This window comes from Burkholderia sp. 10_S31 (genome assembly GCF_056930375.1).
This window is the reverse complement of the sequence record NZ_JBXOWK010000003.1, coordinates 2,176,347-2,193,246: the sequence shown is the minus strand read 5'-3', so window position 1 is coordinate 2,193,246 and position 16,900 is coordinate 2,176,347. Positions and strand designations below refer to the sequence as shown.

The following is a 16,900-nucleotide window of genomic DNA, read 5'->3' as shown; positions in this document are numbered from 1 at the left end:
TCATTCAGACTGCGATCGCGCGCAGCAATTCGGTTTCGAGCTGGATCTGCAGGCGGTTGTCGGACAGGCCGGCACCGTCGAGCAGGAAGATATCCTCGACGCGTTCGCCGAGCGTATTGATCCGCGCCGCGTGGACGCCGACCTGATGCTCGGCCAGTACGCGCGCGATCGAATAGAGAAGGCCCGGCCGGTCGTTGGCGGACACGGACAGGATGTAGTACTGGCCGCGCTCGTCGGCCCGGAGGTCGACGCGCGGCGTGATCGGAAACGTCCGGGACAGCCGCGACAGGCGACCCTTGGACGGCTCGGGCAGTGATGCGGTATCGGCAAGGCGCGTGGCGAGCTGCTGTTCGACGAGATTCGCGATGTCGCGGTAGCGCACGTCGCTTTCGGTCTGCGTGACGATGAAGTTGTCGAGCGCATAGCCGTGCCGCGTGGTGCTGACGCGCGCATCGAGCACCGACAGGCCGTTGCGGTCGAAGTACGCGCAGATGCCCGCGAACAGGTCGGGGCGGTCCTTCACGTACACGAGCACCTGCAGCGCGTCGCCGATCGGCGACGGCCGCGCGCGCACAATCGCGGTCTCGGCGTTCACGTGCCGGTACAGCACGCGCGTCTGCCATGCGATGTCGGCTGCATCGTGACGCAGGAAGAAGCCGACGTCGAGCTGATCCCACAGCGCGCGGTGTGCGTCGTCGGGCACGGTTTCGAGGCGCAGCAGCGCAAGCGCCTGCTCCTGCCGCGATTTCAGTTCCGAATGCGCGTCGGGGTTGGCGCCGCCGAGCACCGCGAGCGTGATGCGGTACAGGTCCTCCAGCAGCTTGCCCTTCCACGTGTTCCATACCTTCGGGCTCGTGCCGCGGATATCGGCTACGGTCAGCAGGTAGAGCGCGGTGAGGTACCGTTCGTTGCCGACGACATCGGCGAAGCGCTTGATGACTTCCGGATCGCTCGTGTCCTGCTTCTGTGCGACCTGGCTCATCGTCAGGTGATGCTGGACGAGCCATACGATCAGCGCCGCGTCGTCGCCGGCGATCCCGTGCTCGCGGCAGAAGCGCCGCGCGTCCGCCATCCCGAGCGTCGAGTGGTCGCCGCCGCGGCCTTTCGCGATGTCGTGGAACAGCGCCGCGACGTACAGCACCCACGGGCGCTCGAAATTGCCGATCAGCTGGCTGCAGAACGGGTATTCGTGCGCATGTTCGGCCACCGCGAAACGGCGGATGTTGCGTAGCACCATCAGGATGTGCTGGTCGACCGTGTACACGTGATACAGGTCGTGCTGCATCTGGCCGACGATGCGGCGGAAATTCAACAGGTAGCGGCCGAGCACGCTCGTCTGGTTCATCAGCCGGAATGCATGCGTGATGCCTTCGGGCTGCTGCAGGATCTGCATGAACGTGCGGCGGTTCTGCGGATCGCGCCGCCACGTGTTGTTCATGATCTCGCGCGAGTTGTACAGCGCGCGCAGCGTACGGGCGGACAGGCCCTTCACGCCGCGGGTCGCTTCGTACAGCAGGAACGCTTCGAGGATCGCATCGGGATGACGTTCGAATACGCCGTCGTCGACGATCTCGAGCATGCCCTGCTTCTCGACGAAGCGATCGGGCGACAGCACGCGCGTGATGCCGCTCGTCGCGGGGAACAGTTGCGCCTCGATGTTCTGGATCAGGATCGTCGCGAGCTGCGTGACTGCCTTCGCGGCCCAGTAGTAGCGGCGCATCAGCTGCTCGCTCGCGCGCTTGGCTTGCGTCGGCCGGTAGCCGAAACTCTCGGCGGCCTGCGTCTGCAGGTCGAACACGAGCATGTCCTGGCGGCGGCCGGCGATCACGTGCAGCCGCGCGCGCAGCGTCTTCAGGAATCCTTCGTTGCGGCGCAGCTCGCGCGCCTCGCGCTCGGTGATGAGCCCGCGCGTGTCCAGCTCGCGCCAGCTGCTGCCGAAGCCGGCCGCGCGCGCGATCCACAGGATCGTCTGCAGGTCGCGCAGGCCGCCCGGGCTTTCCTTCACGTTCGGCTCGAGGCTGTAGGGCGTGTCCTGGAACTTCGCGTGGCGCTGGCGCATCTCGAGCACCTTTGCGGTGAAGAACGCGCGCGCGTCGAGTGCCTCGTGATACCGCACGGTGAAGCGCTCGAACAGCGCGGTGCTGCTGACGATGCGGCGCGCTTCGAGCAGCGAGGTCTGCACGGTGACGTCCTGCGACGCTTCCTCGATGCATTGCGCGACCGTGCGCACGCTGCTGCCGATCTCGAGGCCGAGATCCCATGCCATCCCGATGAAGCGCTCGATGCGCGCGTCGAGCGCCGGGTCGTGCGCATCGGGCAGCAGCACGAGGATGTCGACGTCGGAGTGGGGTGCGAGCTCGCCGCGCCCGTAGCCGCCGACGGCGACGAGCGTGAGCGTCGCGGGCAGCCCGCAGTCGTCCCATACGCGCTTGAGCGCATCGTCGGTGAGTTTCGACAACGCATGCATCAGCGACGCGACGTTCGTCGCGCTGCGAAAGCGCTCGAGCATGTCGACCTTGGCGGCCTTGAATTCGGCGCGCCGCGACAGCGCGTCGGGCGAGGGGGCGGCGTGAGCGCTCATGGGTGGCGGTTCAGGTCAGGGGGCGGGCAGGGCGGGCTGGCGCGACGGCGCTCAAACCGCGGCGGCCGGTTGTGCGAACACCGGGCGTGCCGGCGTGCCTGCCGACACGGTCAGCACCTCGTAGCCCGTCTCGGTGACGAGTACCGTGTGCTCCCATTGCGCGGACAGGCTGCGGTCGCGCGTCTTGACCGTCCACTGGTCGGGCATCGTGCGGATGTCGCGCTTGCCGGCGTTGATCATCGGCTCGATCGTGAAGATCATCCCGGCCTTCAGCTCGATGCCGGTGCCCGGACGGCCGTAGTGGACGACCTGCGGATCTTCATGGAACACCGTGCCGATGCCGTGGCCGCAGTATTCGCGCACGACGCTGTAGCCCTGTGCTTCCGCGTGCTTCTGGATCGCGTAGCCGATGTCGCCGAGGTGTGCACCGGGCTTGACCTGGTCAATGCCGAGCCACATGCACTCGTAGGTGGTCTGCACGAGGCGTTTCGCGAGGATCGAGCCTTCGCCGACGATGAACATCCGGCTGGTGTCGCCGAAGTAGCCGTTCTTGATCACGGTGATGTCGATGTTCAGCGCGTCGCCGTTCTTGATCACCTTCTCGCCCGGGATGCCGTGGCAGATCACGTCGTTGACCGAGATGCAGGTCGCTTTCGGGTACGGCGGATAGCCGGGCGGCTGATAATTCAGCGGCGCGGGGATCGTGCCCTGCTCGTTGAGCATGAATTCGTGACAGAGCCGGTCGAGTTCGGCGGTCGTGACGCCCGCGACGACGTGCGGCGTGATGAAGTCGAGCACTTCGCTCGCGAGACGGCAGGCGACGCGCATCTCGGCGATGTCGTGTTCGTTTTTGAGCGTAATAGCCATCGAGGTATGCCTGGAATGCGGTGAATTGACGGATTATCGCACCTTATGGCGGGCCTCGCAGCCCCTGCCGGCGGTGCCGATGCGGGTTTTCGCGGATTGTCCGGCCGGCTGCCGCGCGGCAAGCGAAAGTGGTGGGCGACTTGAGAGCCGACAAATCGGCATGCTATACTCTTTGGCTAAGTCGACATCCAAATGCCGAACATGCCCCGTTTTGGGGCGGCATGGCGATGAAAGGCTTGCGGCACGGGCATTTCCGCACGTGCCGAATCGCAAGCCGGCGCAACCAGGGTGCCGGCCGCGCGGAACGAGGGCCCTTCGGGCACGTTCGCGCGGCGGTACGGCAGCCGGCTTAAGACCCAACCCTCGTGGAGAATTTACATGGCAGTCACGATGCGCCAAATGCTGGAAGCGGGTGTCCACTTCGGTCACCAGACGCGCTTCTGGAACCCGAAGATGGCTCCGTTCATTTTCGGTCACCGCAACAAGATTCACATCATCAACCTCGAAAAGACGCTGCCGATGTTCACAGACGCACAGAAGTACGTGCGCCAGCTGGCAGCGAACCGCGGCACGATCCTGTTCGTCGGCACGAAGCGCCAGTCGCGTGACACGATCGCCCAGGAAGCGCAGCGCGCGGGCATGCCGTTCGTCAACGCACGCTGGCTCGGCGGCATGATGACCAACTTCAAGACGCTGAAGGTTTCGATCAAGCGCCTGAAGGACATGGAAGCGGCAGTCGAGGCAGGCGAGCTCGAGAAGATGAGCAAGAAGGAAGCGCTGCTGTTCGAACGCGAAATCGCCAAGCTGCAGAAGTCGATCGGCGGCGTGAAGGACATGGGCGGCATTCCGGACGCAATCTTCGTCGTCGACGTCGGCTACCACAAGATCGCCGTCACGGAAGCGAACAAGCTGGGCGTGCCGGTCATCGCCGTGGTCGACACGAACCACTCGCCGGAAGGTGTGGACTACGTGATCCCGGGTAACGACGACTCGAGCAAGGCAGTCGCGCTGTACGCCGAAGGCGTGGCCGATGCGATCCTGGAAGGCCGTGCGAACGCGGTCAACGAAGTGGTCCAGGCAGCGCGTGGCGACGACGAGTACGTCGAGGAAAACGCGTAACTGGCCCCGAGCCGGCGCAAAAAGGGGGCTCTCAACAGGCCCCCTTTTTTTAAGCTTGTGCGCCGGACCTGATCGCGCCGAATCGGTGCGGGTCCGGAAACGATTTTCGGCCGTTCGCGTCCAAGCGGGCGGCGTTGTGAATACAGACTCAAGGAGCGAATGATGGCGGCAATTACCGCAAGCATGGTGGCAGAACTGCGCGCAAAGACCGACGCACCGATGATGGAGTGCAAGAAGGCGCTGACGGAAGCCGACGGCGACCTGGCCAAGGCTGAAGAGCTGCTGCGCGTCAAGCTCGGCAACAAGGCGAGCAAGGCGGCATCGCGCGTGACGGCCGAAGGCGTCGTCGCATCGTTCGTCGGCGGCAACGCGGGCGCGCTGGTCGAGCTGAACTGCGAAACCGACTTCGTCGCGAAGAACGACGACTTCCTCGCGTTCTCGAAGACGGTTGCAGAACTCGTCGCGACGCAAAACCCGGCTGACGTGGCAGCACTGTCGGCACTGCCGCTCGAAGGCTCGACCGTCGACGCAGTCCGTCTGGCTCTGATCGGCAAGATCGGCGAGAACGTGTCGATCCGCCGTTTCGTCCGTTTCGAAACCGCGAACAAGATCGCGACGTACCTGCACGGCGCGCGTATCGGCGTGATCGTCGAGTACACGGGTGCTGAAGAGCAGGTCGGCAAGGACGTCGCGATGCACATCGCCGCGATGAAGCCGGTCGCGCTGTCGTCGGCCGACGTGCCGGCGGAACTGATCGAGACGGAACGCCGCGTGGCCGAGCAGAAGGCTGCCGAATCGGGCAAGCCGGCTGAAATCGTCGCGAAGATGGTCGACGGCAGCGTCCAGAAGTACCTGAAGGAAGTGTCGCTGCTGAACCAGACGTTCGTGAAGAACGACAAGCAGACGATCGAGCAGATGTTGAAGGCGGCGGATTCGGCAGTGCAGAAGTTCGCGCTGTTCGTCGTCGGCGAAGGCATCGAGAAGCGCCAGGACGACTTCGCCGCCGAAGTGGCCGCGCAAGTCGCAGCAGCAAAGCAGCAGTAAGCAGTCAGGCAGTATCCGCGGCGGGCGTCCGCCCCGCTGCGGCCGGCGGCGCCGCCGGCCGGCCGGGAACCCCGGCCCGACCGTCGGCGCTTGCCCGAATCAGTATTTCGCCCCTACAGTTCGTGGTTGTCATCCTCTCGTCGCTCGGAAGCCCCTATGTCCAATGCCTATAAACGCGTCCTCCTCAAACTCTCCGGCGAAGCGCTGATGGGCGACGATGCCTTCGGCATCAATCGCGCGACGATCGAACGGATGGTGGCGGATATCGCCGAAGTCGTGGGTCTCGGTACGCAGCTCGCGGTCGTGATCGGCGGCGGTAACATTTTCCGCGGTGTAGCGGGCGGCGCGGCCGGCATGGACCGCGCGACGGCCGACTACATGGGGATGCTGGCGACGATGATGAACGCGCTGGCGCTGCAGGACGCGATGCGCCACGCCGGCATCGTCGCGCGCGTGCAGTCCGCGCTGCGCATGGACCAGGTCGTCGAGCCGTACATCCGGCCCCGCGCGATCCGCCAGCTCGAGGAAGGCAAGGTCGTGATCTTCGCGGCCGGTACGGGCAACCCGTTCTTCACGACGGACACGGCCGCCGCGCTGCGCGGTTCGGAAGTGGGCGCCGAGGTCGTACTGAAGGCGACCAAGGTCGATGGCGTATATTCTGCCGATCCGAAGAAGGATCCGTCGGCCACGCGCTACACGACGATCAGCTTCGACGAGGCGATCAGCCGCAATCTGCAGGTGATGGACGCGACGGCCTTCGCGCTGTGCCGCGACCAGAAGCTGCCGATTCGCGTGTTTTCGATCAACAAGCCGGGCGCGCTCAAGCGTATCGTGCTGGGCGAGGACGAAGGTACGCTCGTCCACGTGTAAACTCCCGCGGATGCGGGCAAGCGGCGTGGGTCGCCGGCCGCGGCGCGTGGCGCGCCGGGCGGGGCCCGCGTTCTTTGAAGGTTTGAAGGTTCGGAGGTTGAAATGAGTGTCGCTGATGTCAAGAAGGGCGTAGAGCAGAAGATGCAGCGCTCGATCGAAGCGTTCAAGAACGATCTGGCGAAGATCCGCACGGGCCGTGCGCATACCGGTCTGCTCGATCACGTGCAGGTCGACTATTACGGCTCGATGGTGCCGATCTCGCAGGTTGCGAACCTGACGCTCGTCGACGCGCGCACGATCGGCGTGCAGCCGTGGGAAAAGAACATGGTCGCGAAGGTCGAGAAGGCCATCCGCGAAGCCGATCTCGGCCTGAACCCGGCGACGGCCGGCGACCTGATCCGCGTGCCGATGCCGGCGCTGACGGAAGAGCGCCGCCGCGAGCTGACCAAGGTGGTCAAGGGCGAAGGCGAAACGGCCAAGGTCGCGATCCGCAACCTGCGCCGCGACGCGAACGAAGCGCTCAAGAAGCTCGTGAAGGACAAGGAAATCTCGGAAGACGACGAGCGCCGTGCGAGCGACGACGTGCAGAAGCTGACGGACAAGCACGTTGCCGAAGTCGACAAGCTCGTGCAGACCAAGGAAGCCGAGATCATGACGGTCTGACGACCGTCCTCGCGCGCCGCCTTCTTCCCGCATTACTGTCTCAACGGCCATGACCTATACCAGCTCTACCGTTCGCGTGCCTGACGTCGGCGCCGTGCCGCGTCATATCGCGATCATCATGGACGGCAACGGCCGTTGGGCGACCGAACGCCGCTTGCCGCGTGTCGCGGGGCACACCCGCGGCGTGGATGCCGTGCGGGCGGTGGTCGAAGGCTGCGCGCGCGCCGGCGTCGAATACCTGACGCTGTTCGCGTTCAGTTCGGAAAACTGGCGCCGGCCGAACGACGAAGTGTCGTTCCTGATGCGGCTGTTCATCACCGCGCTCGAGCGCGAGATCGGCAAGCTGCATGCGAACGGGATCCGCCTGCGGGTGGTCGGCGATCTCGATCGCTTCGAGCCGCGCATCCGCGAACTGATCCGCCGCGCCGAGACCAAGACGGCGCGCAACACCCGCCTGACCCTGACGATCGCCGCGAACTACGGCGGCCGCTGGGACATCCTGCAGGCGACGAAGAAGCTCGTCGAGCAGGCCGTGCGCGAGGGCCGCGAGGTCGACGTGACCGAAGATGCGTTCGCGCCGCACCTGGCCATGGCCTACGCGCCGGAGCCCGATCTCTTCATCCGCACCGGCGGCGAGCAGCGCGTCAGCAATTTCCTGCTGTGGCAGCTCGCGTACGCGGAATTCTATTTCACCGACAAATACTGGCCGGACTTCGACGGTGCGGCGCTGGCCGACGCGATCGCGTCGTATACCGAGCGCGAGCGCCGTTTCGGGCGCACCAGCGCGCAGCTCGAACCGCAATCGCAGAACGCCGATTCCCTTTCATGCTGAAGACCCGTGTGATCACGGCGGTCGTGATGCTGGCGGTGCTGCTGCCGGTGACGCTGTTCGCGCCGCTCGCAGCGTTCGGTGCACTGATCGGTGTCGTGCTCGTGTTCGCCGCGTGGGAATGGGCGCGCCTGCTGAAGCTCGGCGCGGCCGGTTCCGTCGTCTATGCGATTGTCGCGGCGTTGGCGCTGGCGGCGACCGCGCCGCTCGGCATCGATGCCGCTTCATCCCGTCCCCTTTTCATGGCAGCCGGCGTGTTCTGGCTGCTGGTCGGCCCGTTCTCGCTGCGGCGCAAGCCGGAACTCGCGGGCGGCGTATGGCGGCCGTTCCTGCTCGCGGCCGGGCTCGTCGTGTTCGCGGCCTGCTGGCACGCGCTCGTCGCGGCGCGTGCGCAGGGCGTTCCGTTCGTGCTGTCGCTGCTTCTGGTCGTCTGGCTGGCCGATATCGGCGCATACTTCGCGGGCAAGGCCTTCGGAAGGCGTAAACTCGCCATTACGATCAGTCCCGGGAAGAGCTGGGAAGGCGCGATCGGCGGCTGGCTCGCCGTGATGGTCGTCGCGGGTGTCGCGATGGCCGCGCACTGGTTCGAGCCGACCCTGTTTTCCGCATTCGCGACGCGCTACGGGATGCCCGGCGCGTGGGCTGCGCTGACGCTGCTGGTCGCCTACAGCGTGATCGGCGACCTGTTCGAGTCGCTGCTCAAGCGTCAGGCGGGCGTGAAGGATTCCAGCGGCCTGCTGCCCGGTCACGGCGGCGTGCTCGACCGCGTCGACGCGCTGTTGCCCGTGCTGCCGCTCGCAATGCTGCTGCTTGGTTAAACCACTATTTCTGTTATGCAAAAACGTCTGACACTGCTCGGTTCCACGGGCTCGATCGGAGACAGCACGCTCGACGTGGTTGCCCGCCATCCCGAGCGTTTCTCGATCTACGCGTTGACCGCGCACCGCAACGGCGACAAGCTCGTCGAGCAGTGCCTGCGCTTCGCGCCCGAAGTCGCGGTGGTCGGCGATGCCAACACGGCTGCGCACGTCGAGGCAAAGCTGCGCGCAGCGGGCAGCAAGACCACGGTGCTGTACGGGCCGCAGGCGCTCGTCGATGTGTCGAAGAGCGACGGCTGCGACACGGTCGTCGCTGCGATCGTCGGCGCAGCCGGCCTCGCGCCGAGCCTGGCGGCCGCGTGCGCCGGCAAGCGCATCCTGCTCGCGAACAAGGAATCGCTCGTGATGTCGGGCGCGATCTTCATGGACGCCGTGCGTGACCATGGCGCGATCCTGCTGCCGGTCGACAGCGAACACAACGCGATCTTCCAGTGCATGCCGCGTGACGCGAACGAGCACGGCGGGATCTCGAAGATCATCCTGACCGCATCGGGCGGCCCGTTCCGCACGCGCGAGCCGGCCACGCTCGTCGACGTGACGCCGGACGAGGCCTGCAAGCACCCGAACTGGGTGATGGGCCGCAAGATTTCCGTCGATTCCGCGACGATGATGAACAAGGGCCTCGAGGTGATCGAGGCACACTGGATCTTCGGCTTGGCCGGCGACCGGATCGACGTGCTGATCCACCCGCAGAGCGTGATCCATTCGCTCGTGTCGTATCGCGACGGCTCGGTGCTCGCGCAGCTCGGCAACCCCGACATGCGCACGCCGATCGCGCACGCGCTGGCGTTCCCGGAGCGTGTCGACGCGGGTGTCGACCAGCTCGACCTCGCGCAGATCGCGCAGTTGTCGTTCGAGAAACCCGATTACACGCGCTTCCCGTGCCTCGCGCTCGCGCTGAAGGCGCTTGAAGAGGGCGGCATCGCGAGTGCGGCGTTGAACGCGGCGAACGAAATCGCGGTCGAAGCGTTTCTCGAGCGTCGGATCGGCTTCATGGCGATCGCGGCGACGGTCGATGCGGTGCTCAACGCACTGCCGAACCGCAACCCGAACGGGCTCGACGACGTCCTTGCGGCGGACGCCGAGGCACGCCGCCTCGCCGCCGAGATTATTGCGAAAGCGCCTGCGCCACGCGTGGAGCGCACTGTCTGAATGAGGTGCTCATGAACGTGCTGGTCGAACTGATCGCGTTTGCGGTGGCGATCGGGGTGCTGGTCGTCGTGCATGAGTACGGACACTATCGCGTCGCGCGCTGGTGCGGCGTTAAGGTGTTGCGTTTCTCGATCGGATTCGGCCAACCCGTCGCGCGCTGGGTCAGCCGCAGGACCGGCACCGAGTGGACGCTCTCCGCGCTGCCGCTCGGCGGTTACGTGAAGATGCTCGACGAGCGCGAGCCGGGGCCGGGCGTGAAGCCCGAGGAGCTCGGCCAGGCGTTCAACCGGCAATCGGTGTTCAAGCGCATCGCGATCGTCGCCGCCGGCCCGATCGCGAACTTCCTGTTGGCAATCGTCCTCTTTTCCGCCGTATTCGCAACCGGCGTGACCGAGCTGGCCGCAGTGCTCGCGCCGCCGGCCGCCGGTACGGCGGCGGCGCGCGCGGGCTTCGACGGCAGCGAGACGATCGTATCGATCCGCGACGCCGAGGGCGGCGAGGCCGTGCCGGTGCGCTCGTGGTCGGACCTGCGCTGGAAGCTGCTGGCCGCCGCGTTCGATCATCGCGAGGTCGTGCTCGGCGCGCGCGACGGCGGCGCGTCGACGTTCGACTTCCGCGTCGACCTGCGCAACGTGCCCGAAAGCGAGCTCGACGACGATTTCATGATGCACCTGGGCTTCGAGGCCGGCGGCGGCACGTTGTCGGTGGCGTCGGTACAGCCCGGCAGCGCCGCCGAGCAGGCGGGCCTGAAGGCCGGTGACAAGCTGCTCGCGCTCGACGGCAAGCCGATCGGCGGCGCGTCGCGCTTCATCGACGCGGTGAAGCACCACGCGGGCCAGACGGTCGATCTGCGGGTCGAGCGCGGCGGCGCCATACGGACGGTGTCGATCGTGCCGCAGGCGCAGCGCGACGACGAAACGGGGCAGCAGGTCGGCCGCATCGGCGCGGCGTTGTCGATGCACACGCCGTCGGTCGACGTGCGCTACGGGCCGATCGAGAGCCTGCAGCTCGGCGCGCGTCGCACGTGGGACATCTCCGTTTATTCGCTGAAGATGTTCGGGCGGATGATCACGGGCAACGCGTCGCTGAAGAATCTGTCCGGCCCGGTGACGATTGCCGACTACGCGGGCAAGAGCGCGCGGCTCGGTCCGTCGGCCTTCCTGTCGTTCCTCGCCCTTGTCAGCATTAGCCTCGGGGTGCTGAACTTGCTGCCGATTCCCGTTTTGGACGGGGGTCATCTGTTATATTATCTGGTTGAAGCCGCGACCGGGAAAGCCGTTTCGGAGCGCTGGCAGCTGATTCTGCAAAGAGCCGGGCTGATCTGCATCGTCGCGTTGTCGGCGATCGCGCTGTTCAACGACCTGGCTCGGTTAATCCATTTCTGAAGCGTCAGGTGGCGGCCAGTCGGCCGCCGCCTGATTTGATGCAGCTAAATATTGGGGATGCACGTTGTTCAAACCTCATCGCTTTGTACCTAAGACAGTTGCAGCGGCCGCGCTCGCCGCGCACGGCCTCGCGGCGCATGCAGCGGCACCGTTCGTGGTGCAAGACATCAAGATCGAGGGGTTGCAGCGCGTCGAAGCGGGTTCGGTGTTCGCCTACCTGCCGATCAAGCAGGGCGATACCTTCACCGACGACAAGGCATCCGAAGCAATCCGCGCGCTGTACGCGACGGGCTTCTTCAACGACGTGCGCATCGCCACCCAGGGCAGCGTCGTGATCGTGCAGGTGCAGGAGCGTCCGGCCATCGCGTCGATCGATTTCACCGGCACGAAGGAATTCGACAAGGACAACCTGACGAAGGCGCTGCGCGCGGTCGGCCTGGCCGACGGCCGCTACTACGACAAGGCACTCGTCGACAAGGCGGAGCAGGAGCTCAAGCGCCAGTACCTCACGCGCGGCTTCTACGCAGCCGAGGTCAAGACGACGGTCACGCCGGTCGACGCGAACCGCGTGTCGATCCTGTTCGCGGTCGCCGAAGGCCCGAGCGCGAAGATCCGCCAGATCAACTTCATCGGCAACAAGGCGTTCAGCACCAGCACGCTGCGCGACGAAATGCAGCTGTCGACGCCGAACTGGTTCTCCTGGTACACGAAGAACGACCTGTACTCGAAGGAAAAGCTGACGGGCGACCTCGAGGCCGTGCGCTCGTACTACCTGAACCGCGGCTACCTCGAGTTCAACATCGAGTCGACCCAGGTGTCGATCTCGCCCGACAAGAAGGACATGTACCTGACGGTCACGCTGCACGAAGGCGAGCCGTACACGGTGTCGGGCATCAAGCTGTCGGGCAACCTGCTCGATCGCCAAGCTGAACTGAACAAGCTGATCAAGATCAAGCCGGGCGATCGCTTCTCGGCCGAAAAGCTGCAGCAAACGACGAAGTCGATCGTCGACAAGCTCGGCGAATACGGCTACGCATTCGCGACCGTCAACGCGCAGCCGGACATCGACCAGGCAAACCACAAGGTGAACCTGAACCTTGTCGTCGATCCGAGCCGCCGCGTGTACGTGCGCCGCATCAACGTGGTCGGCAACACGCGCACGCGCGACGAAGTCGTGCGCCGCGAAATGCGCCAGCTCGAAAGCTCGTGGTTCGATTCGAACCGCCTTGCGCTGTCGAAGGACCGCGTGAACCGTCTCGGCTACTTCACCAACGTCGACGTGACGACGGTGCCGGTCGAGGGCACGAACGACCAGGTCGACGTGAACGTGAAGGTCGATGAAAAGCCGACCGGCGCGATCACGCTGGGCGCGGGCTTCTCTTCGACGGACAAGGTGGTGCTGTCGGCCGGCGTGTCGCAGGACAACGTGTTCGGTTCGGGCACGAGCCTGTCGGTGAACGTCAACACCGCGAAGAGCTACCGCACGCTGACGGTCACGCAGGTCGATCCGTACTTCACGGTCGACGGCATCAAGCGGATCACGGACGTCTACTACCGCACGTACCAGCCGCTCTACTATTCGACGAGCTCGAGCTTTCGGATCATTAGCGCGGGCGGCAACCTCAAGTTCGGCATCCCGTTCTCGGAAGTCGACACCGTGTACTTCGGCGCAGGCTTCGAGCAGAACCGTCTCGACGTCGACTCGAACACGCCACAGAGCTACCAGGATTACGTGAACGAGTTCGGCCGCGTGTCGAACACGGTGCCGCTGACCGTCGCGTGGTCGCGCGATGCGCGTGACAGCGCGCTGATCCCGAGCCGCGGCTACTTCACGCAGGCGAACGTCGAATACGGCGTGCCGGTCGGCAAGATCCAGTACTACAAGGCCGACCTGCAGGCGCAGTACTACTATTCGTTCTCGCGCGGCTTCATCCTGGGCCTGAACCTGCAGGGCGGTTACGGTAACGGCATCGGCAACCCGTACCCGATCTTCAAGAACTACTACGCGGGCGGTATCGGCTCCGTGCGTGGCTACGAGCCGAGCTCGCTGGGCCCGCGCGACACGAAGACGAACGACCCGATCGGCGGCTCGAAGATGGTGGTCGGCAACATCGAGCTGACGTTCCCGCTGCCGGGCACCGGCTACGACCGCACGCTGCGCGTGTTCACGTTCCTCGACGGCGGTAACGTGTGGGGCAACGCGCCGGGTGGCACGAGTACCGGCGCGAACGGCCTGCGTTACGGCTACGGTGTGGGTCTTGCGTGGATCTCGCCGATCGGTCCGCTGAAGCTGAGTCTCGGCTTCCCGCTGCAGAAGCACGAAGGCGACCAGTACCAGAAATTCCAGTTCCAGATCGGGACGGCGTTCTGATCGAACGCATGACAACAGTAACGAGAGGGTAATTTTGCCAACCGGTAAGTTTTCGAAACGAGTGATGTGTGCGCTGACCGTTGCGCTGGCCTTGGGCGCGGCGACGGCACATGCTCAGGACGTCGCCCGCATCGCGGCGGTCAATTCGGATCGGATCCTGCGCGAGTCGGCGCCCGCCAAGGCGGCGCAGACGAAGCTCGAAGCCGAGTTCGCGAAGCGCGACAAGGATCTGCAGGATCTCGCGGCGCGTCTGAAGTCGATGTCCGACTCGCTGGACAAGAACAGCGCGTCAATGTCGGCGGCCGATCGTGCGCAGAAGCAGCGCGATCTCGCGCAGCTCGACACCGACTTCCAGCGCAAGCAGCGCGAGTTTCGCGAAGACCTGAACCAGCGCCGCAACGAGGAGCTCGCGGCGGTGCTGGAGCGCGCGAACAAGGTCATCAAGCAGATCGCCGAGCAGCAGAATTACGACCTGATCGTGCAGGAAGCCGTGTACGTCAGCCCGCGCATCGACATCACCGACAAGGTGCTCAAGGCGCTCGCGTCCGGCTCGACGAACTGAACGGAGCAGACGACGAATGGCATTGACGCTCGAGGAACTCGTAAAGCGGTTCGGCGGCGAGATCGCCGGCGACGCCCAGTGCAAGGTGGGCGGCCTCGCGCCGCTCGACCAGGCAGGCCCTCAGCAACTCGCGTTTCTCGCGAATCCGAAGTATCTGTCGCAGGTCGAGACGACCCGCGCCGGCGCGGTGCTGATCGCGCCGAAGGATTTCGAAAAGCTGGGTGCGGCCGCTGAAGGCCGGCCGGCCGGCCCCCGGGACGCCGGCCCCCGCAATTTCATCGTGACGCCGAATCCGTACGCGTACTTCGCGCGCGTCGCGCAGATGTTCATCGATCTCGCCACGCCGCCGCGCGCGGCCGGCGTGCATCCGAGCGCGACGATCGATCCGGCCGCGCAGGTTGCCGCGAGCGCGGTGATCGGCCCGCACGTGACGGTCGAGGCCGGTGTGGTCATCGAGGACGGCGTGCAACTCGACGCGAACGTGTTCGTTGGCCGCGGCACGACGATCGGCGCCGGTTCGCATCTCTATCCGAACGCATCGGTGTACCACGGCTGCAAGATCGGCCCGCGCGCGATCATCCATTCGGGTGCCGTGATCGGTTCCGACGGGTTCGGCTTCGCGCCCGATTTCGTCGGTGACGGCGATGCGCGTACCGGCAGCTGGGTCAAGATCCCGCAGGTCGGTGGCGTATCGGTCGGCCCGGACGTCGAGATCGGCGCGAACACGACGATCGATCGCGGCGCGATGGCGGACACCGTCATCGAGGAATGCGTGAAGATCGACAACCAGGTCCAGATCGGCCACAACTGCCGGATCGGCGCCTACACGGTGATCGCCGGCAGCGCGGGCATCGCGGGCAGCACGACGATCGGCCGTCACTGCATGATCGGCGGCGCGGCGGGCATCGCCGGCCACGTGACGCTCGGCGACTATGTCATCATCACCGCGAAGTCGGGCGTGTCGAAGTCGCTGCCGAAGGCCGGCATCTACACGAGCGCATTCCCGGCCGTCGATCACGGCGAATGGAACCGGAGCGCCGCGCTCGTGCGCAACCTCGATAAGCTGCGCGAGCGCATCAAGGCGCTCGAGACCGCGCTGGCCGCCCAGGGCGGCACGGACGCCTGAGCGCATCATGCGAGACCACGAACCGGGCACGGCCAGCGCATCCGGCCCGGTTTGCCAGACTGGGCCGCGCGGCGGCCCGCTTCAGCCTTTGCATCACCACCGCGCAGCCTCTGCGTGAGACGAACCATCATGAGCACTGAAAAAATCAATCTCGACATCCACAAGATCCTCACGCTGCTGCCGCATCGCTACCCGATTCTGCTCGTCGACCGCGTGCTCGAACTCGAGCCGCACAAGGGGATCAAAGCGCTGAAGAACGTGTCGATCAACGAGCCGTTCTTCCAGGGGCACTTCCCGAAGCGGCCGGTGATGCCGGGCGTGCTGATCCTCGAGGCGCTCGCTCAGGCGGCCGCGCTGCTGACGTTCGCGGAAGAGCAGCCGAAGGATCCGGAAAACACGCTGTACTACTTCGTCGGCATCGACGGCGCGCGCTTCAAGCGCGTGGTCGAACCGGGCGATCAACTGATTCTGAACGTGACGTTCGAACGCTACATCCGCGGCATCTGGAAGTTCAAGGCGGTGGCGGAAGTGGACGGCAAGGTGGCGGCGGAAGCCGAACTGATGTGCACGGTCAAGACGGCCGACGCGGCGCCCTGAGCGACGCGGCACGCATGGGCAACGTAACGCGAGCAACGCGACACATCACATCGAGAGGCAACGGCGCATGACCAGGATTCATCCCACCGCGATCGTCGAACCGGGCGCGCAGATCGACGAGTCCGTCGAGATCGGGCCGTATGCGATCGTCGGGCCGCACGTCACGATCGGTGCACGCACGACGGTCGGCTCGCACAGCGTGATCGAAGGTCACACGACGCTCGGCGAGGACAACCGCATCGGCCATTACGCGTCGGTCGGCGGTCGTCCGCAGGACATGAAGTACAAGGACGAGCCGACGAAGCTCGTGATCGGCAATCGCAACACGATCCGCGAATTCACGACGATCCACACGGGTACCGTGCAGGATATCGGCGTGACGACGCTCGGCGACGACAACTGGATCATGGCCTATGTGCATATCGGTCATGACTGCCGCGTCGGCAACAACGTGGTCCTGTCGAGCAACGCGCAGATGGCCGGCCACGTCGAGATCGGCGACTGGGCGATCGTCGGCGGGATGTCGGGTGTGCACCAGTTCGTGCGCATCGGCGCGCACTCGATGCTGGGCGGCGCCTCGGCGCTCGTGCAGGACGTGCCGCCGTTCGTGATCGCGGCCGGCAACAAGGCCGAGCCGCACGGCGTCAACGTCGAAGGCCTGCGCCGGCGCGGTTTCTCGCCCGACGCGATCTCGGCGCTGCGCAGCGCGTACCGCCTGCTGTACAAGAACGGCCTGTCGCTCGAGGAAGCGAAGGTGCAGTTGCGTGAGCTGGCGGCCGCGGGCGGCGAAGGCGATGCAGCGGTCACCGCGCTCGTCGAGTTCATCGACGCGTCCCAACGCGGCATCATCCGCTAA

The 16,900-nt window shown here is 65.6% G+C and carries 15 protein-coding genes; 13 read left to right on the top strand and 2 right to left on the bottom strand.

Going from position 1 to position 16,900, the window contains the following annotated elements; translation table 11 throughout:
* Nucleotides 1-4: 4 nt before the first annotated feature.
* Both AC1Z3W_RS30330 and map read right to left on the bottom strand, forming a co-directional pair.
* A complete protein-coding gene (locus tag AC1Z3W_RS30330) occupies nt 5-2,581 on the bottom strand; it encodes a [protein-PII] uridylyltransferase (protein ID WP_483509220.1) in 2,577 nt (858 codons plus the stop codon).
* Between the two features lie 51 nt (nt 2,582-2,632).
* Nucleotides 2,633-3,448: a type I methionyl aminopeptidase gene (gene map, locus AC1Z3W_RS30325; protein ID WP_012328760.1), complete on the bottom strand. Its 816-nt coding sequence runs from the start codon at nt 3,446-3,448 to the stop codon at nt 2,633-2,635.
* A gap of 378 nt (nt 3,449-3,826) precedes the next feature.
* Here map and rpsB point away from each other — a divergent pair, with 378 nt between their 5' ends.
* The 13 genes from rpsB (at nt 3,827) to lpxA (ending at nt 16,900) form a co-directional block, all read left to right on the top strand.
* Nucleotides 3,827-4,567, top strand: coding sequence for a 30S ribosomal protein S2 (gene rpsB, locus AC1Z3W_RS30320; protein ID WP_006752149.1), 741 nt, complete (start codon nt 3,827-3,829; stop codon nt 4,565-4,567).
* A gap of 162 nt (nt 4,568-4,729) precedes the next feature.
* Entirely contained in the window at nt 4,730-5,611 is an 882-nt protein-coding gene (gene tsf / locus AC1Z3W_RS30315) for a translation elongation factor Ts (RefSeq protein WP_034184758.1), read from the top strand.
* Between the two features lie 156 nt (nt 5,612-5,767).
* Nucleotides 5,768-6,481 carry a UMP kinase gene (gene pyrH / locus AC1Z3W_RS30310; RefSeq protein ID WP_011885142.1) on the top strand — a complete coding sequence of 238 codons (714 nt, stop codon included), beginning with the start codon at nt 5,768-5,770 and terminating at the stop codon, nt 6,479-6,481.
* A gap of 102 nt (nt 6,482-6,583) precedes the next feature.
* Complete coding sequence (gene frr, locus AC1Z3W_RS30305; protein WP_057925426.1) at nt 6,584-7,144, top strand: ribosome recycling factor; 561 nt, start codon at nt 6,584-6,586, stop codon at nt 7,142-7,144.
* A 49-nt stretch (nt 7,145-7,193) separates the two neighbouring features.
* Nucleotides 7,194-7,976 (top strand): polyprenyl diphosphate synthase, encoded by a 783-nt coding sequence (uppS, locus tag AC1Z3W_RS30300; protein WP_057925425.1) that lies wholly within the window; start codon nt 7,194-7,196, stop codon nt 7,974-7,976.
* Complete coding sequence (locus AC1Z3W_RS30295) at nt 7,970-8,791, top strand: phosphatidate cytidylyltransferase (RefSeq protein WP_124833112.1); 822 nt, start codon at nt 7,970-7,972, stop codon at nt 8,789-8,791. The genes uppS and AC1Z3W_RS30295 overlap by 7 nt, the downstream gene beginning before the upstream one ends.
* 15 nt (nt 8,792-8,806) lie before the next feature.
* Nucleotides 8,807-10,003 (top strand): 1-deoxy-D-xylulose-5-phosphate reductoisomerase, encoded by a 1,197-nt coding sequence (locus AC1Z3W_RS30290; RefSeq protein WP_124833113.1) that lies wholly within the window; start codon nt 8,807-8,809, stop codon nt 10,001-10,003.
* 11 nt (nt 10,004-10,014) lie between these two features.
* Nucleotides 10,015-11,388 carry an RIP metalloprotease RseP gene (gene rseP / locus AC1Z3W_RS30285; RefSeq protein WP_057925422.1) on the top strand — a complete coding sequence of 458 codons (1,374 nt, stop codon included), beginning with the start codon at nt 10,015-10,017 and terminating at the stop codon, nt 11,386-11,388.
* A gap of 64 nt (nt 11,389-11,452) precedes the next feature.
* On the top strand, nt 11,453-13,759 hold the full coding sequence (gene bamA / locus AC1Z3W_RS30280; protein ID WP_175824956.1) for an outer membrane protein assembly factor BamA: 2,307 nt from the start codon (nt 11,453-11,455) through the stop codon (nt 13,757-13,759).
* A gap of 64 nt (nt 13,760-13,823) precedes the next feature.
* Complete coding sequence (locus tag AC1Z3W_RS30275; RefSeq protein WP_175824955.1) at nt 13,824-14,321, top strand: OmpH/Skp family outer membrane protein; 498 nt, start codon at nt 13,824-13,826, stop codon at nt 14,319-14,321.
* A gap of 16 nt (nt 14,322-14,337) precedes the next feature.
* Nucleotides 14,338-15,447 carry a UDP-3-O-(3-hydroxymyristoyl)glucosamine N-acyltransferase gene (lpxD, locus tag AC1Z3W_RS30270; protein ID WP_483509219.1) on the top strand — a complete coding sequence of 370 codons (1,110 nt, stop codon included), beginning with the start codon at nt 14,338-14,340 and terminating at the stop codon, nt 15,445-15,447.
* A 129-nt stretch (nt 15,448-15,576) separates the two neighbouring features.
* A complete protein-coding gene (gene fabZ / locus AC1Z3W_RS30265) occupies nt 15,577-16,044 on the top strand; it encodes a 3-hydroxyacyl-ACP dehydratase FabZ (RefSeq protein WP_006495559.1) in 468 nt (155 codons plus the stop codon).
* A 67-nt stretch (nt 16,045-16,111) separates the two neighbouring features.
* A complete protein-coding gene (gene lpxA / locus AC1Z3W_RS30260) occupies nt 16,112-16,900 on the top strand; it encodes an acyl-ACP--UDP-N-acetylglucosamine O-acyltransferase (protein WP_057925418.1) in 789 nt (262 codons plus the stop codon).

Bases quoted from the DNA above. Each gene is read 5' to 3' on its own strand.
- AC1Z3W_RS30290 (WP_124833113.1), top strand. From the start codon at position 8,807: ATGCAAAAACGTCTGACACTGCTCGGTTCCACGGGCTCGATCGGAGAC.
- rseP (WP_057925422.1), top strand. From the start codon at position 10,015: ATGAACGTGCTGGTCGAACTGATCGCGTTTGCGGTGGCGATCGGGGTG.
- frr (WP_057925426.1), top strand. From the start codon at position 6,584: ATGAGTGTCGCTGATGTCAAGAAGGGCGTAGAGCAGAAGATGCAGCGC.
- fabZ (WP_006495559.1), top strand. From the start codon at position 15,577: ATGAGCACTGAAAAAATCAATCTCGACATCCACAAGATCCTCACGCTG.
- AC1Z3W_RS30275 (WP_175824955.1), top strand. From the start codon at position 13,824: ATGTGTGCGCTGACCGTTGCGCTGGCCTTGGGCGCGGCGACGGCACAT.
- uppS (WP_057925425.1), top strand. From the start codon at position 7,194: ATGACCTATACCAGCTCTACCGTTCGCGTGCCTGACGTCGGCGCCGTG.
- AC1Z3W_RS30295 (WP_124833112.1), top strand. From the start codon at position 7,970: ATGCTGAAGACCCGTGTGATCACGGCGGTCGTGATGCTGGCGGTGCTG.
- AC1Z3W_RS30330 (WP_483509220.1), bottom strand. From the start codon at position 2,581: ATGAGCGCTCACGCCGCCCCCTCGCCCGACGCGCTGTCGCGGCGCGCC.
- lpxD (WP_483509219.1), top strand. From the start codon at position 14,338: ATGGCATTGACGCTCGAGGAACTCGTAAAGCGGTTCGGCGGCGAGATC.
- rpsB (WP_006752149.1), top strand. From the start codon at position 3,827: ATGGCAGTCACGATGCGCCAAATGCTGGAAGCGGGTGTCCACTTCGGT.
- lpxA (WP_057925418.1), top strand. From the start codon at position 16,112: ATGACCAGGATTCATCCCACCGCGATCGTCGAACCGGGCGCGCAGATC.
- pyrH (WP_011885142.1), top strand. From the start codon at position 5,768: ATGTCCAATGCCTATAAACGCGTCCTCCTCAAACTCTCCGGCGAAGCG.
- map (WP_012328760.1), bottom strand. From the start codon at position 3,448: ATGGCTATTACGCTCAAAAACGAACACGACATCGCCGAGATGCGCGTC.
- tsf (WP_034184758.1), top strand. From the start codon at position 4,730: ATGGCGGCAATTACCGCAAGCATGGTGGCAGAACTGCGCGCAAAGACC.